Source organism: Sphaerimonospora thailandensis (assembly GCF_016863115.1).
In the GTDB taxonomy this organism is placed as follows: Bacteria; Actinomycetota; Actinomycetes; order Streptosporangiales; family Streptosporangiaceae; genus Sphaerimonospora; species Sphaerimonospora cavernae.
Window position 1 is genome coordinate 17,678 of the sequence record NZ_BOOG01000042.1, and the last position, 20,923, is coordinate 38,600.

23 protein-coding genes are annotated in these 20,923 nt (G+C 71.5%); 13 read left to right on the forward strand and 10 right to left on the reverse strand.

Features of this window, described 5'->3' with window-relative positions; genetic code table 11:
* The first annotated feature begins 56 nt into the window (after window positions 1-56).
* Window positions 57-830, forward strand: a complete 774-nt coding sequence (locus Mth01_RS20925) for an SDR family NAD(P)-dependent oxidoreductase (protein ID WP_204017608.1) — start codon at window positions 57-59, stop codon at window positions 828-830.
* A gap of 15 nt (window positions 831-845) precedes the next feature.
* On the opposite strand, the gene Mth01_RS20930 is transcribed toward Mth01_RS20925, so the two are convergent.
* The 6 genes from Mth01_RS20930 to Mth01_RS20955 form a co-directional block, all read right to left on the reverse strand.
* Window positions 846-1,325 (reverse strand): pyridoxamine 5'-phosphate oxidase family protein, encoded by a 480-nt coding sequence (locus tag Mth01_RS20930; protein ID WP_204017609.1) that lies wholly within the window; start codon window positions 1,323-1,325, stop codon window positions 846-848.
* A gap of 43 nt (window positions 1,326-1,368) precedes the next feature.
* Window positions 1,369-1,758 carry an NUDIX domain-containing protein gene (locus tag Mth01_RS20935; RefSeq protein ID WP_239089863.1) on the reverse strand — a complete coding sequence of 130 codons (390 nt, stop codon included), beginning with the start codon at window positions 1,756-1,758 and terminating at the stop codon, window positions 1,369-1,371.
* A gap of 89 nt (window positions 1,759-1,847) precedes the next feature.
* Entirely contained in the window at window positions 1,848-2,600 is a 753-nt protein-coding gene (locus Mth01_RS20940; protein WP_204017611.1) for an alpha/beta fold hydrolase, read from the reverse strand.
* On the reverse strand, window positions 2,597-3,076 hold the full coding sequence (locus Mth01_RS20945) for a LysE family translocator (protein ID WP_239089864.1): 480 nt from the start codon (window positions 3,074-3,076) through the stop codon (window positions 2,597-2,599). The genes Mth01_RS20940 and Mth01_RS20945 overlap by 4 nt, the downstream gene beginning before the upstream one ends.
* A 245-nt stretch (window positions 3,077-3,321) precedes the next feature.
* Entirely contained in the window at window positions 3,322-4,548 is a 1,227-nt protein-coding gene (locus Mth01_RS20950; RefSeq protein ID WP_204017612.1) for a hypothetical protein, read from the reverse strand.
* Between the two features lie 112 nt (window positions 4,549-4,660).
* Window positions 4,661-5,626, reverse strand: coding sequence for a helix-turn-helix transcriptional regulator (locus Mth01_RS20955; RefSeq protein ID WP_204017613.1), 966 nt, complete (start codon window positions 5,624-5,626; stop codon window positions 4,661-4,663).
* 72 nt (window positions 5,627-5,698) lie between these two features.
* Here Mth01_RS20955 and Mth01_RS20960 point away from each other — a divergent pair, with 72 nt between their 5' ends.
* The 5 genes from Mth01_RS20960 (at window position 5,699) to Mth01_RS20980 (ending at window position 11,411) form a co-directional block, all read left to right on the forward strand.
* Entirely contained in the window at window positions 5,699-6,478 is a 780-nt protein-coding gene (locus Mth01_RS20960; RefSeq protein WP_239089865.1) for a DeoR/GlpR family DNA-binding transcription regulator, read from the forward strand.
* Window positions 6,475-7,671 (forward strand): MFS transporter, encoded by a 1,197-nt coding sequence (locus Mth01_RS20965; protein ID WP_204017614.1) that lies wholly within the window; start codon window positions 6,475-6,477, stop codon window positions 7,669-7,671. The genes Mth01_RS20960 and Mth01_RS20965 overlap by 4 nt, the downstream gene beginning before the upstream one ends.
* Window positions 7,672-8,023: 352 nt before the next feature.
* Window positions 8,024-9,169 carry a SagB/ThcOx family dehydrogenase gene (locus Mth01_RS20970; RefSeq protein WP_204017615.1) on the forward strand — a complete coding sequence of 382 codons (1,146 nt, stop codon included), beginning with the start codon at window positions 8,024-8,026 and terminating at the stop codon, window positions 9,167-9,169.
* Entirely contained in the window at window positions 9,166-10,164 is a 999-nt protein-coding gene (locus Mth01_RS20975; RefSeq protein WP_204017616.1) for an alanine racemase, read from the forward strand. The genes Mth01_RS20970 and Mth01_RS20975 overlap by 4 nt, the downstream gene beginning before the upstream one ends.
* Window positions 10,161-11,411 carry an MFS transporter gene (locus Mth01_RS20980; RefSeq protein ID WP_204017617.1) on the forward strand — a complete coding sequence of 417 codons (1,251 nt, stop codon included), beginning with the start codon at window positions 10,161-10,163 and terminating at the stop codon, window positions 11,409-11,411. Before Mth01_RS20975 ends, Mth01_RS20980 begins: the two co-directional genes overlap by 4 nt.
* Before the next feature lie 20 nt (window positions 11,412-11,431).
* Here the strand turns inward: Mth01_RS20980 and Mth01_RS20985 are convergent, their stop codons facing one another.
* Window positions 11,432-12,199, reverse strand: a complete 768-nt coding sequence (locus tag Mth01_RS20985; RefSeq protein WP_204017618.1) for a sulfite exporter TauE/SafE family protein — start codon at window positions 12,197-12,199, stop codon at window positions 11,432-11,434.
* 37 nt (window positions 12,200-12,236) lie between these two features.
* Window positions 12,237-12,866: an AmiS/UreI family transporter gene (locus Mth01_RS20990; protein ID WP_204017619.1), complete on the reverse strand. Its 630-nt coding sequence runs from the start codon at window positions 12,864-12,866 to the stop codon at window positions 12,237-12,239.
* Between the two features lie 241 nt (window positions 12,867-13,107).
* On the opposite strand from Mth01_RS20990, the gene Mth01_RS20995 reads away from it, so the two are divergent.
* Complete coding sequence (locus Mth01_RS20995) at window positions 13,108-13,713, forward strand: class I SAM-dependent methyltransferase (RefSeq protein WP_204017620.1); 606 nt, start codon at window positions 13,108-13,110, stop codon at window positions 13,711-13,713.
* 51 nt (window positions 13,714-13,764) lie between these two features.
* On the opposite strand, the gene Mth01_RS21000 is transcribed toward Mth01_RS20995, so the two are convergent.
* Window positions 13,765-14,478, reverse strand: coding sequence for a hypothetical protein (locus Mth01_RS21000; protein WP_239089866.1), 714 nt, complete (start codon window positions 14,476-14,478; stop codon window positions 13,765-13,767).
* A gap of 94 nt (window positions 14,479-14,572) precedes the next feature.
* On the opposite strand from Mth01_RS21000, the gene Mth01_RS21005 reads away from it, so the two are divergent.
* From Mth01_RS21005 to Mth01_RS21030, 6 genes are read left to right on the forward strand one after another with little or no spacing between them, the layout of a single operon-like run.
* Complete coding sequence (locus tag Mth01_RS21005; protein ID WP_204017622.1) at window positions 14,573-15,637, forward strand: AAA family ATPase; 1,065 nt, start codon at window positions 14,573-14,575, stop codon at window positions 15,635-15,637.
* A 4-nt stretch (window positions 15,638-15,641) separates the two neighbouring features.
* Complete coding sequence (locus tag Mth01_RS21010) at window positions 15,642-16,571, forward strand: DUF58 domain-containing protein (RefSeq protein ID WP_204017623.1); 930 nt, start codon at window positions 15,642-15,644, stop codon at window positions 16,569-16,571.
* Window positions 16,568-17,515, forward strand: coding sequence for a VWA domain-containing protein (locus tag Mth01_RS21015; protein ID WP_204017624.1), 948 nt, complete (start codon window positions 16,568-16,570; stop codon window positions 17,513-17,515). The genes Mth01_RS21010 and Mth01_RS21015 overlap by 4 nt, the downstream gene beginning before the upstream one ends.
* Before the next feature lie 18 nt (window positions 17,516-17,533).
* Window positions 17,534-18,142, forward strand: coding sequence for a class I SAM-dependent methyltransferase (locus Mth01_RS21020; protein WP_204017625.1), 609 nt, complete (start codon window positions 17,534-17,536; stop codon window positions 18,140-18,142).
* Complete coding sequence (locus tag Mth01_RS21025; protein ID WP_204017626.1) at window positions 18,139-18,753, forward strand: TrmH family RNA methyltransferase; 615 nt, start codon at window positions 18,139-18,141, stop codon at window positions 18,751-18,753. The genes Mth01_RS21020 and Mth01_RS21025 overlap by 4 nt, the downstream gene beginning before the upstream one ends.
* The gene (locus Mth01_RS21030) at window positions 18,753-19,547 is read left to right on the forward strand and encodes a glycerophosphodiester phosphodiesterase (protein WP_204017627.1); all 795 of its coding nucleotides are present in this window, start codon (window positions 18,753-18,755) and stop codon (window positions 19,545-19,547) included. The genes Mth01_RS21025 and Mth01_RS21030 overlap by 1 nt, the downstream gene beginning before the upstream one ends.
* 71 nt (window positions 19,548-19,618) lie before the next feature.
* Here Mth01_RS21030 and Mth01_RS21035 read toward each other — a convergent pair whose 3' ends face one another.
* Window positions 19,619-20,854 carry a hypothetical protein gene (locus tag Mth01_RS21035; RefSeq protein WP_204017628.1) on the reverse strand — a complete coding sequence of 412 codons (1,236 nt, stop codon included), beginning with the start codon at window positions 20,852-20,854 and terminating at the stop codon, window positions 19,619-19,621.
* Window positions 20,855-20,923 lie beyond the last annotated feature (69 nt).

Below are 20,923 nucleotides of genomic sequence, written 5' to 3' on the forward strand. Positions count from 1 at the left end.
AGCTCCTGAGTCGACGACGGGGGACGGCCAAACCCTAACTGCTAAGTTCCCGCGGTATGTCGTCCTACGTCGAGAAGCTGTTCACGCTCAACGGCCGGGTGGCGCTGGTGACCGGCGGCAGCTCGGGCATCGGGTACGCGATGGCGGAGGCGATCGGTCTGGCCGGGGCGGCCGTGATCCTGGTGGCCCGGCGTGCCGAAGCACTCGCCAAGGCCGTGAAGACGCTGGAAAAGCAGGGTGTGCGGGCCGCCGCCATCAGCGCCGACCTCGGCGACCGCGACGCCGTGGCCCGCGTGTGCGCGGAGGCTCCGCGCGTGTTCGGCGAGATCGACATCCTGGTCAACGACGCGGCCAACAACATCCGCAAGCCCATGGCCGAGCTCACTCCCGACGACTACGACCGGACCATCGCCGTCAACCTGACCGCGCCGTTCCTGCTCGGCCGGCACTTCGGGCCGCGCATGGCCGACCGCGGTTGGGGACGCATCATCAACATCGGTTCCCAGCAGTCGATCAGCGCGTTCGGTGACAGCGGTGTCTACGGCGCCTCCAAGGCCGGCATCTGCGGACTCACCCGCTCCCAGGCGGAGGCGTGGTCTCGGCACGGAGTGACCAGCAACACGATCATCCCCGGGTTCGTGCTCACCCCGCTGACCGCACCCGCCCGGGCCGTGCCCGGGCGGGTCGAGGCCCTCGCCGCGCGATCCATGACCGGCCGCAACGGCATCCCCGCCGACTTCGCCGGCACCGCCGTGTTCCTGGCCGGGGACGCCTGTGCGTACGTCACCGGCCAGACCATCTGCGTGGACGGCGGCTTCAGCGTCCACTGAGGCAACCGTTCACGCTCATTTGCGGTGGAGCACGCGGTGGCCGGCGCCCTCGTGCCACATCTCGATCACCAGGTGTTCCCCCGCCTCGTCCACGCCGGTGACCACCACCTCGCGCACGTCAACCCGGAAGAGGTGGAAGTCCTGCCCGCCCGGAGCATCGGTTCCCTCTTTGACCTCCGGGTCGGTGACCTCGACCGCCCGGCCGGCGAGCTTCGCGTCGCCGATCCACCTGCCCGGACTCGCCTCGTCGGGCTCCTCCGATGCGCTGTGGATCGCCAGCCTGGGGTCACGGCGCAGGTCGAGCGCCTTCATCGCGCCCGGCATCGAGCCCAGCCAGACCTCGCCGTCCTTGAACTCGACCTCGGTGCCGCTGATCCTCGGGGAGCCGTCCTTGCGGAGCGTCGCCATGGTCTTGTGCTTGGTCCTCCCCATGATCGCCAGCACGCGGGCGGCCAACTCGGGGATCTCCTTCTCGATGTCCTGCCACGTCGCCATGACGGGCATCCTGCCGTCCGCCACCGACATTTCCGGGAAGGCACTACACCGCTGAGGCGCCGAAGAGTTCGAGGGTCGCGGGAAGTTGGGAGTGCAGCGGATGCGGCAGCGCGTCCAGCGTGAACCAGGCGAGTTCGTCGAGCTTGTGCGGCTCCCCGAGCTCGACCGCGGCGGGATCCACCCTGACCGCGAAGACCACCGCGACCCAGTGGGAGGGCGGATCCCGCCGGACCACGTTGCGCACACCGATCTGGTGAAGCTCCAGCACGTCGGCTGAGTACTCCTCGCGGACCTCGCGGGCGACCGCCGCCTCGAACGTCTCGCCGAACTCCAGCGCGCCCGCCCCGCTGTCCCAGCTCCCCGGCTCGTCGCGTGCCCCTGCCCCGCGACGAGCCAGCAGGACCCGTCCCTGACCGTCATGGCAGACGAACACGCAGGAAACCCTGGGCACTGGTGATGGTTTGTCTGTTGTTTGAGTAGTTATGTTCTGCATAAACCGCCAACCTTTACAAAGTAGACTCATTAGAGGAGCTTGAGCAGCAGGGAGGTGACCTCGTCGGGACGCTCCAGGTTCGGCAGATGGCCGGCCCAGTCCAGCTCGACCAAGGTCGCGTCCGCCATGCTGCCCGCGATGTGCCGGGCGCTCTCTCGGAAGTACGGAAGGTCGCGCCCGCCGGCGACGACGAGGGCGGGTGCGCCGAGCAGCGACAGGTCGATGCGGCCGCGACGCCGTTCGGGCAGGGGGTCGGCCGCGAGCTGCGTCTCGAACGCGTGGCGCTGCATCTCGGCCAGTTGCTTGCGTGTCTCGTCGTCCGCCTCCGGGCCGAGCCAGGTCCGTACGTTCAGCTCGACCGCTCCCCCGATGTCGCCCGCCTCGATCAGGCGGTCCTCCTCCGCGTCGAACGCCTCCAGGTCGGGTGTCGGGGGCAGGTCGCAGCCCGCGTTGAACAGCACAAGCCGGGACACCAGATCGGGGTGCTCGGTCGCCAGCTCCAGCGCCACCCGGCCGCCGTAGGAGGATCCGACCAGCGTGACCCCGGTCAGGTCCAGCGTGGCCAGCACGGCCGCGACGTCCCCGGCGTCGGAGTAGGGACCGTCCGCCCGGCACGGCGTACGCCCGTGGCCGCGGAAGTCCATCCGCACCACGTGGAACGCGCCGGTCAGCGCCGCCCACTGCGGGTCCCACATCCGGGCGTCGGCGACACTGGAGTGCAGCAGCACCACCGGGTCGCCCGCTCCCCCATGCTGATACCAGAGCTCATGCGAGGTCGTCATCGTGCCTCCAAGGCGACGCGCACGCCGAGACCGATCAGCACCATCCCCGACACCTGCTCAATGCGGCGCCGTACGGCTGGCCGGCTGAAGACGGCCCCGACCCGGCCCACGAACCAGATCACGGCGAGGTACCACACCGTGTCGACCACGACCCAGATCACCGCCAGCAGCGTCAGCGTCGCCGGGACGTCCGCCCCGGCCGGGACGAACTGCGGGAGGAAGGACATGGCGAACACGGCGGCCTTCGGGTTGGCGCCGCAGGTCGCCAACCCCAGGACATACGAGCGCCGCCAGCCCCGCGCCGCCTCCGGCTCCTGCTGGCCCGGTCCGGCGTCTCGTACGGCACGGGCGCGCCGCGCCTTCCGCAGCGGGTGGGCCTGCCACAGCGACTGGACACCCATCACGACCAAGAGGACGGCGCCGACCGCTTTCATCACCGCGTACGCCACCTCCGAGGCCAGCACCAGCGCCGACAATCCGAAATCCGAAAACGGCCGCCATCGCCCACAGGAAGATGCCGGTCTCGTTGCCGAGGGTCGCGGCGACGCCGGAGGCGCGGCCCGCCCGGATCGTCTGACGCAGGATCACGGCTGTGCTGACACCGGGGACCATCGCGAGCAGGACGCAGGCACCTGCGAAGGCCAAAAGGAACACCCGCTCAGCCTGTCGATCTCGGTACCGGCGGCGCAACCGGTTTAACGGGTGGCCGTACGGCCGCCGGTCACGCCTCGCCGGGGCCGGTGACGATCAGCCGGTCGGTGGAGTTGTACGACGGCAGCATGGTTTGCGGACTGATCACCTTGCCCTCGATCGGAACGGATGAGGCGCCCACCCGGACGATCCGGGTGGTTCCGGGGATGAGCGTGGCATCTCCGGAGACCGTCCCGGTGAAATCCCCGAACGTCCGCCCGGCGGGGAGCTCTGGTGGTGCGGTCCCGGTCCACTTTCCGCCGCGGTGGTGCCACATCGGGCGGGACAGACCGTAGTCGAACCAGGCGCCTCCCCGGCCGTCGGGGATGATGCGCTCCAGCAGTGAGCGGTCTGGTTCTGTGAGCTTGCGCCACTTGCCCGCGTGCCGGTACAGCACGCCCCTGAACGACCCGTCGGTGACGTCATCGCAGGTCAGCCAGAGATCACCGCCCTTGCCGACGACGATGCCGGTGACGTTGAGGGCCTTGTAGTGGCGCGGCATGGCACGTTCGGGGACGGGCACCCGCTTGAGCGACCGGCCGTCCCAGCGCAGCACGGCGGGGACGCCACCGGTTGTGTCGTCGTAAACGGCTTTGCCGGAGTCGTACCGGCCGACCACCCACACGTCGTTCTTCCCGCGTGCGACGATCGTGGATATTTCCAGGTTCTTCGGAGTGGGCACAGTACGCCACCGGGTGCCGGTGTATCGGAGCAGCCCGTCGCGGGTCCTGCCGTTGGAGGTTCGGGTCGTCGTGGCCAGCCAGGCGCCGCCATCCCCTGTGGCGGCCATCGACTTGAGCGCGGAGCCGGAACCGGAACCGGAACCGGCGTGCATGGTCGTCCAGCGCCTTCCATCCCAGCGCACCGCGCGGAACGACGGCTTACGCGGGTTCGACCCGTGCCTGGTGATGGCCCACACGTTGCCCGGACCCGATGCCGACAACTCCAGGATGCCCCCGGGCGGCCCGGCGACCCGCCGCCATGCCGTGCCGTCGAAGTGTTCGAGGATCTGGGTGGCGGTGCCGCGGAGGACCTTCGGGGGCGTGGTCATGGCCGCGTCCTGTGCCCCGACCGCCCAGATGTCCGATGGACCCGCGGCGGCCACGACGTGGAAGACGTCATAGCCGTCGTGTGGGGACAGCTCGGCATATGACCAGGTCGACGGGGACTGCCGGGCCGGCGCGGCCGAGGCCGGCGCAGCGACCGCCATCCCTAACACGGCCGCCAGCAGCAGCGTGGCGCCTTTCCTTGGCAGCATGCTTCACTCCGGTCTCGTACGGCAGGCAGAAAGGATCATCGTAGCCAGCGCCATCCGCCGGACAGGTCGCTTATGTCTGCCAAGACGCCGCAGGTCGTGCCGAGGAGCACCCCTACCCGTACAGGCGGGACAGCTCGCTGATCGTGTCGGCCATGAGCGTGCGCAACTCGGCGGGCTCCACGACCTCGACCGAGGCCCCCAGGCGCAGCAGTTGCCAGCGCGCGTGGTTGAGCGATTCGACGGGCAGCGTCACGCGGGTCCAGCCGTCGGGGTCGGTGAGGCCGCCGGCCAGGGCCTTGTCGACGACGTCGCGGCCGAGCGTGTAGCGCAGCAGGTCCTCGATGCCGGGCTGGAGCCGTACGACCGCGTGGCCGGTGTACATGCGTGCGGCGAAGTCGGCGGCGAACCGTCTCCAGAACCCGGCGAGGTCGAAGTCCGGCGGCCGTTCGAAGCACTCGTCGAGGACCTCGGCCTCGAGGATCCGGCTGACGCGGTAGGTGCGGACGCTGCCGGAGCAGGCCGCCGCCAGATACCACGCGCCGCCCTTGAGGATCAGGCCATAGGGGTGCAGCGTCCGCTCCACCTCGGCCGGTCCCCATCTGCGGTAGCGCATCCGTACGACCCGGTCGTCCCAGACCGCCTCGGCGATGTCCGTCAGGAAGGGCGCCTCGTCGTTGCCCTGGTACCAGCCCGGGACGTCGAAATGGAACCGCTCGCGCATCCTGGCCGCCTGGGAGCGCGGCTCCGGCGGCAGCGCCGCCAGCAGCTTCAGCTCGGCCGCCGCGGCGAGATCGGCCAGGCCCAGCTCCGCGGCGGGGCCGGGCAGCCCGGCCAGGAACAGCGAGGACGCCTCGGCGGGGGTCAGGCCGTTCAGCCGGGTGCGGTACCCGTCGAGCAGCCGATATCCGCCGAGTGGTCCGCGTTCGGCGTACACCGGCACCCCGGCCGCCGACAGTTCCTCCACGTCGCGGTAGACAGTGCGTACGGAGACCTCCAGCTCGGCGGCGATCTGCGTGGCCGTCATGTCGCCGCGGGTCTGCAGCAGAAGCAGCAGGGACAGTAACCGGCTCGCGCGCACGCGATCCAGTCTGCCAGGTTTACGATGTAGATTTTGTTGCCTATAGCACATGTCATATGTTCGAATGCACACATGGAAAGTTCCGATCGCATTCGCGCGATCATGAACGCGTTACGCACGTCCGACAGCGTGTCGGTGACCCACCTGGCCGCCGAGCACGGCGTCTCCGAGATGACGATCCGCCGGGACCTGGACGAGCTCGCCCAGCAGGGCGTGGTGCGGCGCGTGCGCGGCGGCGCGCTGAGCCTGCTGCTGCGCGGTGAGGAACCGCCGTTCGGGGTCAGGGAGCGCGAGGCCGTCGAGGCCAAACGCCTGATCGGCGCGGAGGTCGCGAGCCTGCTCGCCGATGGTGAGGCCGTGCTGCTGGACGGCGGCACCACCACGCTCGAGGTCGCCCGGGCCGTGCGCGACCGGCGCCTCACCGTGCTGCCGCTGGCGATGCAGGCGGCGCAGGAACTGGCCGGCGCACCCCGCATCCGCCTCGTGCTGCCCGGAGGCGAGGTGCGGCCCGGCGAGATGAACTTCGTGGGGCCGCTCACCGAGACCTCGATCAGGGCGCTGCGCTTCGACACCGCGGTGATCGGCTGCTGCGGGCTGTCGGCCGAGCACGGGCTCACCGCGCACGATCTGCCCGAGGTCGCCGTCAAGCAGGCCGCGATCGCCTCGGCCCGGCGCGTGGTGATCGCCTGCGACTCCGGCAAGTTCGGCCGCACCGCCTTCGGCGCGGTATGCCCGTTGGACCGGCTGGACGTGGTGGTGACCGACGAGGCGATCCCCCGCGACCAGCACGACGCGCTCACCGCCGCCGGCGTCACCGTACGCGCCGTCGCCGTCCGGGCCGCCACCTCGTGAACGTCACGCTCGCGCCGTCCGCGCTGCTGCGCGCCCGCGTCGCCGTCTACGGGCTGTTCCTGCTGTCCGGGGCGGCCATGGGCGCCTGGACCGCCCGCATTCCGGCCATCAAGTCGGGCCTTCGGCTGAGCAACGGCGAGCTGAGCCTGGGGCTGCTCGCGATCGCCGCCGGCGCCATCACCGGCATGCAGCTCGTCGGCCGCCTGGTGGACCGGTACGGCAGCCGCGGCGTCGCGGTCCCGCTGGCCCTCGTCATGGGGGTCGTGCTGGTGTTCCCCGCCTACGCCCCCAACCTGGCGGCACTCGCTCTGGCGCTGTTCGCGTTCGGCGCGGTCTACGGCACCCTCGATGTCGCGATGAACGCCAACGCGGTCGTCGTCGAGCGTGCGTACGGCAGGCCGCTCATGTCGTCCTTCCACGCGGTGTTCAGCGTGGGCGGGTTCGCCGGCGCGTCGGCGGGTGGCCTGTTCGCCCATTACGAGGTGAGCCCGGGGATGACGTTCGCCGCGGTCGGAGCCGTGATCCTGGCCGTCGCGCTGCTCTGCGCCGGCTGGGCCGTACGGGACGAGCCGGACCGGCGGCCCGCCGCATCCGGGACAGGGAAACGGCCGAAGCGGCCGCCCATCGGCAGGGGTGTGCTGTTGCTGGGCGTCCTCGGTTTCTGCTGCATGATCGGCGAGGGTGCGGCCGCCGACTGGAGCTCGGTCTACCTGCGCGACAACCTCGGCTCCTCCCCCGGCTTCGCGGCCGCCGCATACGCCACCTTCTCGATCACGATGACCGCGGGACGCTTCGCCGGAGACGGGCTGGTCGCCCGGCTGGGCCCGGTCGCGCTCGTCCGCGGCTGCGGGGTCCTGGCCGGGGCGGGGCTCGGGATCTCACTCCTGATCGACCACCCGGTGGCCGGGGTGATCGGTTTCGGCCTGTTCGGGGCGGGGTTGTCGTGCATCGTCCCCCAGGTGTTCTCGGCGGCGGGCCATCGCGATCCCGCCCAGGCGGGACGGGCCCTGGCCGCCGTCGCCAGCCTCGGTTACGCCGGATTCCTCACCGGGCCCGTCCTGATCGGGGCCCTGGCCGAGCTGGTCGGTCTTCCCCGCGCCCTGTTCGCGCCGGCCGTGCTGGCGCTGTTCGTCGCTTTCGCGGCGACGTCGCTGCGGCCCCGGACACCCCTCGCCGCGAACCGGCCGACGTAGCGACGACCGGGCCCGCTTCTCATCCGCGAGGGACCCACGGGATGGGGCGGCGACCGCATGGACAGCGGTCGCGCGACCTGCCGTCCCCGAGTCGACATGCCCATTGACACGAACTATCTCCGAGTTTTACCTTCTATTCGGATAAATCCCCGACCGGCTCTTCAAATACGGAGGTCACCGCCATGTCTGCTGCGGAAACGAGCAAGTCAGAGACTCCTCTGGTGGCGTTCGAAGAACTCGGCGAGGACGAGTACTCGGCGCCGCAGACCTGCCTGAAGCCGGCCTTCTAGGGAATGTCGGGGAACCCTTCCACGCGATGTGGAAATCGTGTGCGGGAGGGCGTTTCTCCACGATGACGCGCGTCCGTGTGTCCCGCCTCGTCTTCTTCCACTGGCGAAATGGCCAAATGGTATGCGACGATCCGCTGAGACATCGCCAGTTCGCGCTGAGCGCGGCCGCGGAATCCCTGCTGCGGCCGCTTTCCCACTGGACCGATCTGCGCGAGCTGGACGGCGAACTCTCGGAGCTGGCACAGCGACTGCTCGCCGCGCATGTCCTCGTCGCCGAGGGATCCCCTGAGCATCTCCTCGAGGAAAGGGAAAGCCCGTGGTCCACCTGGGGCTCAGCGGCGACGTATTACCATCTCGCCACCCGCACCCGCCGCGATGACGCGTTCCTGACCGCGGCCGAGGACACCGCCGAGATCCGCCGCCGGGCCACGGCCCGGCCCTCGCCCTCCCCGTTCAAGACCCATGGCGGGCAGGTGGTCCGCCTGCCGGAGGGCGGGTCGCCCGACGGCGCCGACTTCGGGGCCGACTTCGGGCACGTCCTGCGGGCGCGCCGGACCACCCGCCGGTTCAGCGCGGCCGATCCCGTGAGCGCCGAGCAGCTGAGCGGCCTGCTGCGCTGGGTGGCCGGTCCGTTCCACCGGATAGACGTGCCGGGGGTCGGATCGGTCGTGCTGAAGACCAGCCCCTCGGGAGGAGCCCGGCACGCCATCGAGGTCTACCCCGTCGTGCTCAGCGTCTCCGGCGTGCCGCCGGGCGTTTACCACTACCGGGCCCAGGACCACTGTCTGGAGACCGTCAGACCGGGCAGACCTGACTCCGGCGAGCTCGTCCACTGGTGCGGCGGTCAACTCTACGCGGACACCGCGGGGGTTCTGCTGCTCTACACGGCCGTGCTCCGCCGGTCGGCCTGGAAATATCGAACAGGCCGGACGTACCGAACGCTCTTCATGGACCTGGGGCATCTCAGTCAGACCGCGTACCTCGTCGCCACCGCGCTGGGGCTCGGCGCGTTCTTCACCGCCGCCACCCGCGACGAGGCGATCGAAGAGGTCCTGGGCCTCACCTGGGAAGAAGAGATCTTCCTGGGGCTGACCGGGGTGGGCGTCCCGGACGAAACAGAGTCGCGGCGCCAGCGTGAGATGCTGGCGGGCGGCCCGGCCGGCTTCTCCTTCGCGATGGACGCGTGGGACGGGCTGGGAACCACATGACGGCGACCGCGCTGTTGGACGTCTCCCGGCTTGACGCGAACATCCGCCGATTCCATGCGAAAGCCGCTGCCGCGGGGGTCGGGGTCCGGGCGCATGTGAAGGCGCACCGCATGGTGGAGGTGACCCGGCGTCAGGCCGCGGCCGGCGCCGCCGGGATCGCGGTCACCTACGTGCGGGAGGCCCGGCGCCACCTCGCGGCGGGCCTGAGGGACGTCGTCATGACCTGGCCCTGGCTCGAGGAGTGGCGGTGGCCCCTCCTCGCCGAGCTGGGCCGCGACTGTGACCTGTCGGTACACGTCGATCGGGCGGACGGCGTGGCCGCGCTGGCGGCGGCGGCACGCGAGGCGGGCACCGTGATCGGGGTCCGGATAGAAGTCGGCGAACGTACCGGCGACCGGTCGATGACCCGTGACGAGGTACTGGCGCTGGCGGGAGCGGTGGAGGAACGACCGGAGTTGCGGCTCGACGGCGTCACCGGCTATCGCGCGCTGATGACTCCCGCGGAGGTGCGAAAGCGGCACGACATCGGACGCGGCCTCGCCCGGCTGCTGGTCGACCGTGCCGAGCATCTGCGCGCGCATCGGATCTCCTGCCCCGTGGTGGCGGTGGGCGGGACCCCCACGGCGGACGGAGCCCTCGAAGTCGACGGGGTGACCGAGATCTGCGGCGGAGCCTACCCCCTGTTGGACGCCGGCATGGCGGCCGCCGGCATGTGCGGCTTCGACGACGTGGCCCTGAGCGTCGGCGCCACGCTGCTGGGCGGGGGCCGTACCGACGCCGACGAGCTGCTGCGGGGTGCCGCGCAGCCCTGGGCGTCCCCGGAGGAGGTGGCGACGCTCGCTGACGGGACGCCGATCCCCGCGACCGCGGAGCCCGGCACGGTCGTTACGCTGCTCCCCGCCCACATCTGCCCGCTGATCGTGCGACTGCCCGGCGTGGACACCGCCGAAGGCCGGTGGAACGTGCACCACCTGCCAGACGAGGGGCCCCCTTGAACAAGCTCAACGTGCTCAAGGATGGCGGTTTCCGCTGGTTCTTCCTGGCCCAGTGCGCGTCGCTCCTCGGCGACCGCATGGTCGGCCCGGCCCTCGCCCTCGCCGTCCTCGGCCTGACCGGATCGGCGGCGGATCTCGGTTGGGTGCTTGCGGCGGCAGCGGTGCCCGAGGTCGTCTTCATGCTGGCGGGAGGCGTCATCGGAGATCGCTTTCCCCGGCAGACCGTAATGCTCAGCAGCGACCTCGTCCGCGCCGTCGTCCAGGCGGCGACGGCCTTCCTGCTGCTCACCGGCCGGGCCCAGGTCTGGCAGCTCATCTGTCTGCAGGTGGTGCACGGCACCGCCTCGGCGCTGTTCACTCCCGCGATCAGCGGGCTCGTGCAGGCGACCACACATCCCGGCAACCGTCAGGCGGCCAACGCGCTGCGCGGCATCGCCCAGTCGGCCTCCATGGTCGGCGGACCCGTGCTGGCGGGCCTGCTGGTGTCGCTGAGCAATCCCGGCTGGGCCGTCGCGATCGACTCGGCCACGTTCCTGCTCAGCGCCGTCTTCCTCTCCCTGGTGAGGCTGCCGCCGGGCGACCGCCGCATGCGGGCACGCCCCTTCCTGCGTGACCTCCTCGACGGGTGGCGGGCGTTCCGCAGCCGACGGTGGGTATGGGCCGTCATCATCGCGGCGTCGCTCATCAACATGCTCTACGCGGCCTTCATCGTGCTCGGGCCGATGGTGAGCAGGTCCTCCCTCGGCGGGAACCACGCGTGGGCGGTCCTTCTCACCGCCTTCGGCCTCGGCAGCCTGATCGGCGGGACGGTCTCGCTGTACGTCCGCGCCCGGTTCCCCCTGCGCAGCGGACTCGTCGTGGTCACATTGTTCGCCTTCCCCACCCTGGCGCTGGCCACCGGGATGCCGCTCGCTGTCGCCGCCGCGGGAGCTTTCTGCGGCGGGATCGGGCTGATGGTGTTCAACACCCTGTGGGAGACGACGCTGCAGCGGCACGTGCCCGCGGAGTCCCTGTCCCGCGTGAGCGCCTATGAGTGGTTCGGTGCCATGGCGTGCCAGCCGATCGGTCTCGCGCTCGTCGCCCCCGCCGCGGCGCGCTTCGGTCTCGCGCCGACCCTGTGGGCGGCCGGTCTGGCGCAGGTTCTGATCAGCCTGCTTCCGCTGGCGCTGCGCGACGTCCGTCTCATCCCCGCCGAGCCTCTGCCCGGCCCCGAGCCGGAGCCCGTCCCCCAACCCGGCCCGGTCTGATGAAACGGTCGGCGGCCCGGCTACGGGACGGCGAACTGGTCGTAGGCGAGTTTCGCGATCAGGGCGGTGACGACGCACAACAGGACGATCCGCACGAAACCTGAGCCGCGGTTGAGTGCCATCCGGGCGCCGATCTGGGCGCCGGCGATGTTGCAGGCGGCCATGCCGAGGCCCAGGGCCCACATGACGTGGCCCTGCAGTCCGAAGACGATCAACGCGCCGAGATTGGTCCCGGTGTTTATGATCTTCGCGGTGGCCGAGGCGTGGACGAAGTCGGCGCCCAGGATCGAGGTGAACGCGATGAGCAGGAACGTCCCGGTGCCGGGCCCGAGGATGCCGTCGTAGTAGGCGATCAGCACGCCGGCGGCGACGATCGCGGTGAGCACCCGCCGGCGGGTGCGCAGGTGCGGATGCGGCAGGCGTCCGAAGTCGGGGCGCAGCGTGACGAACGCGGCGACGCCCAGCAGCACGACCATGATCAGCGGGTTCAGCACCGCCCTGTCGAGCAGGGCGGCCGAGGCCGCGCCCAGGCCGGCGAAGGCCACCGCCAGCGCCCCGGCCGGTACGGCGACCGCCCGGTCGAGCTTCGTCCTCCGGGCGTAGGTGACGGCGGCGGAGGCCGTGCCGAAGATGGCGGCGGACTTGTTGGTGGCGAGCGCCTGCACCGGCGACAGCCCGGCCAGCAGCAGCGCGGGAAGCTGGAGCAGACCTCCCCCGCCGACGACGGCGTCCACCCAGCCCGCCGACAGCGCCGCAAGAAGCAGCACCACGATCTGGCCCGCCTCCACGCGGCGCGCCCTCCTTTACGTCGGCTTGCCCCAGAGCCTATCCGGCCACCGCGCGTGCGGCCTCCTCCCGCGCCGGCCGTACGGGAGTGCGTGCCGCCACCAGCCACAGCACGACGAGTGCGACGACCGCGAGCACCGCGGCGGCCAGCGCCGCCTCCGCCGAGTCGCGCCAGAGACCGGTGATCGCCAAGGCTGCCGGCAGCGCGGCCGTGAGCACCCCCTCGGTGATCGCGACCCAGCCGGTGAAGCGGGTGAGCCCGGTGCGGCCGAGCCCGAGCACGAGGAAGAACAGGAGCCACAGCAGCGCCCATGTGAGCCAGATGACCACGAACACCCGCTCGCCGGTCTGCCACAGGTAGGCGGCGTAGCCCACGGCGGTGAACGCGACGAACAGGGAGAACCAGCCGAGCCCCTCCCCCGGCCAGCCGGTCACGGCGTTGATGCCCGACCACAGGTAGGTGAAGCCGAACAGGTAGATCCCCGCGGCGCCGGCGATGATCGCCCTGTCGCCGGCGGAGGTCATGATGAGGAAGGTCGGCGTCACCACCTGCAGCGTGCCGACGAAGAAGTTGAGCGGGGCGGTTCCCTTGGGCGTGATCTTCCCGAGGAGCCCGAGACCGTTGATGATCAGCACCGCACCGACGTAGAACAGTCCCACGTCACTCATGCCATGTCCCTCTTTCCATGAAGGCGTCCCGGCGCGGAGTCGATGGTCGCGGAAGTCTCGGGACGCCCGGGTCGTCCGTGGGGACGCGGCGGAGACGATGCTATAGGCCCGCCCGGACTTCCCCCACCGTTCTTCCTGATGACTCTCACGAGTGGGACCAGGCGGTTCATCGACGTCCGCGGCTGGTCACCGAAGCCTGGCCGGGGCACGTACGGTTCCTCCGCTCCGGGAGAATGCAGGCATGGTTGAACAGAGCATCTGGATGCAGAAGGTCGCCGCCGACCCCGGTCACTCCGCCTGGTTCATCGAGCGCTTCCGTTCCATGGCTCGTGCCGGTGACGACCTCGCCGGGGAAGCCCGCCTCGTGGACGCCATGGTGCCGCGCCGAGCCCGCATCCTCGACGCCGGCTGCGGATCCGGCCGGGTCGGCGGCGTGTTGGCCGAGGCCGGCCACGACGTCGTCGGGGTCGACGTCGACCCGGCGCTGATCGAGGCCGCCGGGCACGACCACCCCGGGCCGCGATGGATGGTCGGCGACCTGGCCGAACTCGACCTGCCCGCGCAGGGCGTCACCGCGCCGTTCGACGCCATCGTCTGCGCCGGGAACGTGATGACGTTCCTCGCGCCGAGCACCCGTCGTGAGGTGCTGAAACGGTTCCGTGCGCACCTCGCGCCGGACGGCCGGGCCGCGATCGGCTTCGGCGTCGGCCGCGGCTACGAGTTCGGCGAGTTCCTGGCGGACGCCGCGGCCGGCGCGCTCGAACCCGACCTGCTGCTGTCCGCGTGGGACCTGCGTCCGTTCAGGGACGACTCGAGCTTCCTGGTCGCCCTCCTCCGCCCCGCGTGACCGAGCGGCCGAGCCCGGCGACCCCGGCCCCTCAAGGGTGACCCTGCCCCCTCAGATGGGTTCACCCTCGTCGTCGGGGCCGCCGGGCCTGGGGGAGGTGGCGGGCGACGGCTGCCCGGGCCGGGGCGTGGTCGACTCCCGCGGTGCCTGCGGTTCCGGCTCGGTGGGCTGGGGCGGCGGCGTGGGCACGAAGTTGGTCGCCGGCAGCGGCGGCCGCGGCTGCGGGTCGTGGCCGCCGCGGAACAGCAACTGCCACACCACGGCCGCCAGCGTGAGCGTGAGCGCGGCCAGCAGTGCCGACGCCAGCACCACGGACCTGCGGGTGGCGATCGGCGGCGGCGGAGGCCCCAGAGGGGCGGGCAGCGCCGGGGCTTCGTCGCCCAGCCAGTACGGCGCGAAGTCGGGCCCGCTCCACCGGCCGGTCAGCATGCCCGAGACCAGGATCCGGTCGAGGAACCGTTCGGCGCCGGGGCCGCCCGGGACGTACGGCACGGCCACCCAGGGGGCCTGACCGTCGTGCATGGCCACGACCGGCGGCAGGTCACCGCCGCCGCGCCGGCGGGCCGCGGCCCTGATGACGGTGACGAACCGGTCCCTGGCCGCGGCGTCGAGCGCGGCGCCGGTCGTGAGGACCGCCACCGACACCGCCCGGCCGTCCGGTCCCTGTCCGAGGTAGACCAGCCCGGCCGGCGCCCTGCCCAGGCGGGCCTGCAGCACGAACGGCCCCAGGCGGGGCGGGTCGTGGTGCTGCAGCGGCCTGCTCACCACCTCATCAAAACACAGCGGGTGTGGTCGTCCGGCGGTGTGGGCAGATGGGAGAGGATGGAACCTCGCACCCAGTCACGATTGAATAACCTTCATGACCGTTGCCAGTGAGCGTCCCGAGCCCGGCAGGGCCTCGGGTGGACGGGACGATGCCGCGGGGGCCGATCTGGAGTCGCTGCGCAGAACCGATCTGGAGTCGCTTCACAACGCGCTGGTCCAGGTCAGACGGGTGATCGTCGGGCAGGATCACATGGTCGAGCGGCTGCTGGCGGCGCTGCTGGCCCGGGGTCACTGCCTGCTGGAGGGCGTTCCGGGGGTCGCCAAGACGCTGGCGGCCTCGACGCTGGCCACGGTGGTGGGGGGCACGTTCGCCCGGGTCCAGTTCACCCCGGACCTGGTGCCGAGCGACATCGTCGGCACGCGTGTCTACCATCCGGGCACCGAGCGGTTCGACGTCGAGCTCGGGCCGGTGTTCGTCAACTTCCTGCTGGCCGACGAGATCAACCGGGCTCCGGCGAAGGTGCAGTCGGCGCTGCTGGAGGTGATGGCCGAGCGGCAGGTGACGCTCGCGGGGCGCACGCATCCGCTGCCCAGGCCGTTCGTCGTGCTGGCCACGCAGAACCCGATCGAGTCCGAGGGCGTCTACCCGCTGCCGGAGGTGCAGCGCGACCGGTTTCTGTTCCGGGTCAGGGTGGCCCATCCCAGTGCCCACGAAGAGCTGGAGATCCTGCACCGGATGAGCGTCCGGCCGCCGGTGCCCGAGCCGGTGCTCGACCCCGGGCGGCTGCTGCGGCTGCAGGACATGGCCGAGGAGGTCTCGGTGCACCAGCTCGTCGCCGACTATGTCGTACGGCTGGTCATGGCCACGCGGATGCCCGCGGAGTACGGCCTGGCGGAGCTGGCGGAGACGATCGAGATCGGCGTGAGCCCGCGGGCGACGCTGGGGTTGATCGCCGCGGGCCGGGCGCTGGCGCTGCTGCGGGGGCGTGACTACCTGCTGCCCGACGACGTGCGCGACGTGGCCGTCGACGTGATGGCCCATCGGCTGATGCTGACCTTCGACGCGCTGGCCGACGAGATCGATCCCGCGGAGGTGGTGCGCCGGATTCTGCAGGTCGTGCCGCCTCCCCTCGTCGTGTGGAACCGGGAGCGGCGGTGAGCCGATGAGTGGCGGGGTGAGTCCGGAGCGGGCGCTGCGGCGGCTGGAGCTCACCGTGCTGCGCCGCCTCGACGGGCTGCTGCAGGGCCGCCACCAGGGGCTGATCCCGGGGCCCGGCAGTGAGCCGGGCGACACCCGGGTCTACGTTCCCGGCGAGGACGACGTGCGCCGGATGGACTGGGCGGTGACGGCGCGCACCACCGTGCCGCACGTGCGGGATCTGATCGCCGACCGGGAGCTGGAGACCTGGGCTCTGGCGGATCTGTCGGCGAGCATGGACTTCGGGACGGCCGACATGACCAAGCGTGACCTGGTGGTGTCGGCCGTGGGCGCGATCGGGTTCCTGGCCGGTCGCGTCGGCGACCGGTTCGGCGCCTATGTCCTGCACGGCCACGACGTCCATCGCTATCCGGCGCGGCCCGGCCGGTCCGCGCTGTACGGGCTGCTGCACACGCTGCTGGCCGCCCCCGAGGCGGTGGGGGCGGCGGATCTGGGGCAGGCGATCGAGGTGATGTCGGCGGCGCACCGCAAGCGGGGCCTGCGGGTGATCGTTTCTGACTTCCTGAGCGGTTCCTCCCCCGAGGCCCCGGGGTGGGAGCGGCCGCTGCGCCGGCTGGCCGCCCGCCAGCAGGTGCTCGCCGTGGAGGTGATCGACCCGCGGGAGCTCGACCTGCCCGACGTCGGGCTGGTCACGTTCACCGATCCGGAGACCGGGCACTCCCGCGACGTCCACCTGTCGCGGCGGCTGCGGGAGCGGTACGCGGCCGCGGCGGCCGCGCAGCGTGCGGCCACCCGGGTCGCGCTGCGCCGCGCCGGGGCCGGGCATCTGGTCCTGCGCACCGACCGCGACTGGGTGGCCGACATCGCGCGGTTCGTGCTGGGGCAGTCGCGTGCCTCGCGGGGGCTGTCCGCGAGGCGGGGGGTGGTGCGGTGAAGTTCCTGTCGCCCGGCTGGCTGTGGCTGTTCGCGCTGCTCGCCGCGCTCGTGGCGGGGTATGTGGCGGTGCAGTTCCGGCGCCGCCGCTACACGGTGCGGTTCACCAACCTCGCCCTGCTGTCGCTGGTCGCCCCCGAACGGCCGGCGTGGCGGCGGCATGTCCCGGCCGCGCTGTTCCTGGTGATGATGAGTCTGCTGATCGTCGGTGCGGCGCGGCCGACCGGCGAGGTGCGGGTGCCCCGCGACCGTGCCACGATCATCATCGCGGTGGACATCTCGCTGTCGATGGACGCCGACGACGTCCCGCCGAGCCGGCTGGTCGCGGCCAAGCAGGCCGCCCAGCAGTTCGTCTCCGACCTGCCCGAACGGTTCAACGTGGGCGTGGTGACCTTCGCCCGGTCGGCCGCGGTGGTCGTCTCCCCCACCACCGACCACGCGGCGGTCACGGCGGCGATCTCCAACCTGACCACCCGGCCGGGCACCGCGATCGGCGAGGCGGTGTTCAACTCGCTCGACTCGATCAGGTCGTTCGACCAGCGGGCGGTGACCGATCCGCCGCCGTCGGCGATCGTGCTGCTGTCCGACGGGGACAACACCTCGGGCAGATCGGTCGGCGACGCGGTGGAGGCGGCGGTGGGGGCGAAGGTGCCGGTCTCCACGATCGCGTACGGCACGCCGGAGGGGACCGTGAACATCGAGAACCGGCCGGTGCTGGTGCCGGTGAACAAGGCCACGCTGAAGTCGCTGGCCGAGGGGACGGGCGGCCGGGCCTACACGGCGGAGTCCAGCAGCCAGTTGCGGGAGGTGTACGCGCAGATCGGGACATCGCTGGGCTACCGGCTGGTGCATCAGGAGATCACTCAGCGGTTCATCCTGGGGGCGGCCGCGGCCGGGCTGCTGCTGGCCGGGGCGGCCATGCTGTTGGGCTCTCGCATTCCGTAGCGTTGGTACGTTTGCCCCGTGGCGCATTACTTCGAGGAGAGTCCGGAGGCGGCCCGCCGGCCCGGCGTGGTCACGCTGGTCCTGCCGGACCTGCATCTTCGGCTGGAGACCGACAGCGGGGTGTTCTCCCCGGACCGGGTCGATCCCGGCACCCGGGTGCTGCTGGAGACCGTGCCGCCGCCGCCCGAGGAGGGCGACCTGCTCGATCTGGGCTGCGGCTACGGCCCGATCGCGCTCACCATGGCTTCGCGCGCGCCGCGGGCGACCGTGTGGGCGGTTGACGTGAACCGCCGATCGGTCGATCTGTGTGAGCGCAATGCGCGAAGCGCCGGCCTTGACAAAGTAAGGTCGATGCACGTGGACGAGGTTCCCGACGACGTCCGGTTCCGGGTCATCTGGTCCAACCCGGCGATCCGGATCGGCAAGCAGGCCCTGCGGGAGATGCTCACCCGGTGGCTGGACCGGCTCACCCCCGACGGCGCCGCCTTCCTGGTCGTACAGAAGCATCTGGGCTCCGACTCGCTGCAGCGGTGGCTGACCGACCAGGGCTGGCCCGTCGTGCGGCTGGCCTCCCGCTCCGCCTACCGCGTGCTGCGGGCGGGCGCCCGGCCGGTGGATGCGCGATGACGGCCAAACCGACCACCGGCAAATCGGGCACAGGCAAGGCGGGCACCGGGCGCAGGCAGCTTCGGCCGACCGACGTGAAGCGGCTCAACCGGGCCTGGCGGCGCGACACCCGCAGCCGGCTCACGCTGATCCTGGAGTCGGTGACCGGACCGTTCAACATCGGGTCGATCTTCCGTACGGCCGCGGCCCTCGGTGTGGAGACGATCTGGCTGGCGGGCAACGCCACCCCGCCCACCAACCCCAAGGCGCAGAAGACCGCCCTCGGCACCGACCGGCTGGTCGACTGGCACGAGGCGGTCCCGGTCCAGGAGGCGATCGGCGCCGCCAAGGAGCAGGGCTTCCGGGTCGTCGCCGTGGAGTTGACCGGTGACGCCGTACCGCTGCCCGAGGCCGTGCTGGGCGGCGACGTGTGCCTGCTGCTGGGCGGGGAGGACCACGGCTGCTCCCCCGCCGCACTGGAGGCGGCCGACGCGGTGGTCTACATCCCGCAGGTGGGCCGGGTCGGGTCGGTCAACGTGTCCATCGCGGCGGGGATCGTGATGGCCGAGGCCCGGCGCCAGGAGTGGGCCCAGAGGCGTGTGTCGCCGGAGACCTCGGCGGAGACCTCGTAATGCGGAAGTTCGACTTCCTCAACCATCCGGGGCCGCTCGCGTTCGCGCACCGCGGCGGAGCCGACGACGGCCGCGAGAACACGATGTCGGCCTTCGCCAGGGCCGTGGAGCTCGGCTACACCTATCTGGAGACCGACGCGCACGCGACGGCCGACGGGGTGCTGCTGGCCTTCCACGACCACACCCTCGACCGGGTCACCGATCGCAGGGGCCGGATCTCCGCGCTGCCCTACCGGGACGTGCGCCGGGCGCGGATCGACGGCCGGGAGGAGATCCCGCTGATCGAGGATCTCCTGGGGACCTGGTCGCACGTCAGGTTCAACATCGACGTCAAGGAGAGTCCGGCGATCGTGCCGCTGGCTCGGGCCATCCGCCGTACACGCGCCTATGATCGTGTCTGCCTGACGTCCTTCTCCGACCTGCGGCTCGCCCAGGCGCGTGGCGCGATCGGCCGGGAGGTGTGCTCGTCGCTCGGGCCGCGGGGGATCGTCGCGCTGCGCGCCGCCTCGGTCGGCAGCGGGTACGGCCGGCTGCTCTCCCGGCTCGCCCGGGCGGGCGTGCCGTGCGCGCAGGTCCCCCTCGGGCTGTTCGGCCTGCGGTTCATCACCCGGCCCCTGGTGCGTACGGCTCACGCCATCGGCATGCAGGTGCACGTGTGGACGGTGAACGACCCGGTCATCATGGGACGCCTGCTGGACCTGGGCGTCGACGGGGTGATGACCGACAACATCACCGGCCTGCGCGAGGTGCTCAGGTCGCGCGGCCAGTGGCATCCGAGCGCGGACGGCGGCTGACCAGGCCGCCGATCAGCGGCGGAGGTCAGCGGCGGAGGTCAGGGGCGGAGGCGGGCATTCGCCGAAACCGGTCACCGAGGCGGGCCGGCCGCGCCGTCGCCTCCGGCGGAGATGTAGATCACGGAGCTGGACGTGTAGCCGTTGCCGTTGTTCCTCTCGCCGGCGATTTCCACCTCGCCGAACACCATCACCTCGTCCGTCCCGGGAACCACCGCCAGGCCGCGCAGCCGGGCGGCCGTCCCCTGCGGCACGGGGATCGTGGAGACCTCCCAGCGGCCATCCGGGTAACGGGAGAGCACGACGGCGGACTCCGGTGAGTCGAAGAGCATGGGTGAGGCGATCACGTGGATCCGGCCGCGGGAATCCACGCAGGCCTGGCCGAACCGCCGCCCGGCCGGCACCGCGACCCGCTCCCAGCGACGACCGTTCCAGTGCGCCGCGAGGGGGTAGGGCTCGTTGGTCTCGCCCCGCTCCCCGAACAGCCAGACGTCGTCATCCGCGAGGGCGAGCATGCTCGTGATCGTGTACGTCCGCGTCTCGTCGTCGGGAGGCAGCGCGCCGTCGGTCGACACCTCGCGCCATTTCGCGCCGTCGAGGCGGGCGACCCTGTTCCCGCCGTAGGCCCACATCCCCGGCCCGGACACCGGGGCGACCCACCTGAGGTAACCGACTGGCAACCGCGTCTTCCGCCAGGGACCCCCGCCGGAGCGCGCGGCGGTCTCTGAGAGCCATGCGTTGGTGGGTTTCCCGACGTCATTCCCCATCAGCCACACCCCCCGGCGGCCGAGTGTGCGGACGGCGAAGATCTCAGCCGCCGGTGCCCGCACCTGGGACCACCGGTGCCCGTCGTAGCGCAGCACGTAGGTGTCGACATCTCCATGCACGGTGACCCAGATGTCATCGGGGGCGGACGCGCTCATGCTGCTGATCACGCCTTGGAGGCGCGGCAGGACGTTCACCTGCCGCCAGGACCGCCCGTTCCACCGCAGCGCGATCGGGAAGACCTCGCCCTCGTCGAGCGAGTTGGTCTCCCCGAACGCCCACCCGTCCGCCGGGCCGAACAGGATCGCCCCTTCCATCGCATCAAAATCGCCGTAGTCGAACATGTGCGTCAGCCGCCAGGACCGACGGCTGGGAACGGCCTGTGCCCAGCCAGGATTCGCGGGATCGGCCTGCGCCCAGCTGGGCGGCGCCGAAGGGGACGGGGCCGCCCGGCCGCCGGAATCACAACCACTCGCCGTGAACCCCACCGTGATGGCCATCGCCGCGAGCACTGCCGCGGTCGGCCTCCGCTCCTGAAAAGCCATGCCGGCCCCCGTCACTTCATCCCCTGCCCGTCCGTACGGACATCCCCGTGTCCGTACGGACGGTACGGT

Bases quoted from the DNA above. Each gene is read 5' to 3' on its own strand.
- Mth01_RS20990 (WP_204017619.1), bottom strand. From the start codon at position 12,866: ATGAGTGACGTGGGACTGTTCTACGTCGGTGCGGTGCTGATCATCAAC.
- Mth01_RS21035 (WP_204017628.1), bottom strand. From the start codon at position 20,854: ATGGCTTTTCAGGAGCGGAGGCCGACCGCGGCAGTGCTCGCGGCGATG.
- Mth01_RS20975 (WP_204017616.1), top strand. From the start codon at position 9,166: ATGACGGCGACCGCGCTGTTGGACGTCTCCCGGCTTGACGCGAACATC.
- Mth01_RS20995 (WP_204017620.1), top strand. From the start codon at position 13,108: ATGGTTGAACAGAGCATCTGGATGCAGAAGGTCGCCGCCGACCCCGGT.
- Mth01_RS20930 (WP_204017609.1), bottom strand. From the start codon at position 1,325: ATGGCGACGTGGCAGGACATCGAGAAGGAGATCCCCGAGTTGGCCGCC.
- Mth01_RS20970 (WP_204017615.1), top strand. From the start codon at position 8,024: ATGACGCGCGTCCGTGTGTCCCGCCTCGTCTTCTTCCACTGGCGAAAT.
- Mth01_RS20960 (WP_239089865.1), top strand. From the start codon at position 5,699: ATGGAAAGTTCCGATCGCATTCGCGCGATCATGAACGCGTTACGCACG.
- Mth01_RS21010 (WP_204017623.1), top strand. From the start codon at position 15,642: ATGAGTGGCGGGGTGAGTCCGGAGCGGGCGCTGCGGCGGCTGGAGCTC.
- Mth01_RS20925 (WP_204017608.1), top strand. From the start codon at position 57: ATGTCGTCCTACGTCGAGAAGCTGTTCACGCTCAACGGCCGGGTGGCG.
- Mth01_RS20950 (WP_204017612.1), bottom strand. From the start codon at position 4,548: ATGCTGCCAAGGAAAGGCGCCACGCTGCTGCTGGCGGCCGTGTTAGGG.
- Mth01_RS21030 (WP_204017627.1), top strand. From the start codon at position 18,753: ATGCGGAAGTTCGACTTCCTCAACCATCCGGGGCCGCTCGCGTTCGCG.
- Mth01_RS21005 (WP_204017622.1), top strand. From the start codon at position 14,573: ATGACCGTTGCCAGTGAGCGTCCCGAGCCCGGCAGGGCCTCGGGTGGA.
- Mth01_RS20940 (WP_204017611.1), bottom strand. From the start codon at position 2,600: ATGACGACCTCGCATGAGCTCTGGTATCAGCATGGGGGAGCGGGCGAC.
- Mth01_RS21025 (WP_204017626.1), top strand. From the start codon at position 18,139: ATGACGGCCAAACCGACCACCGGCAAATCGGGCACAGGCAAGGCGGGC.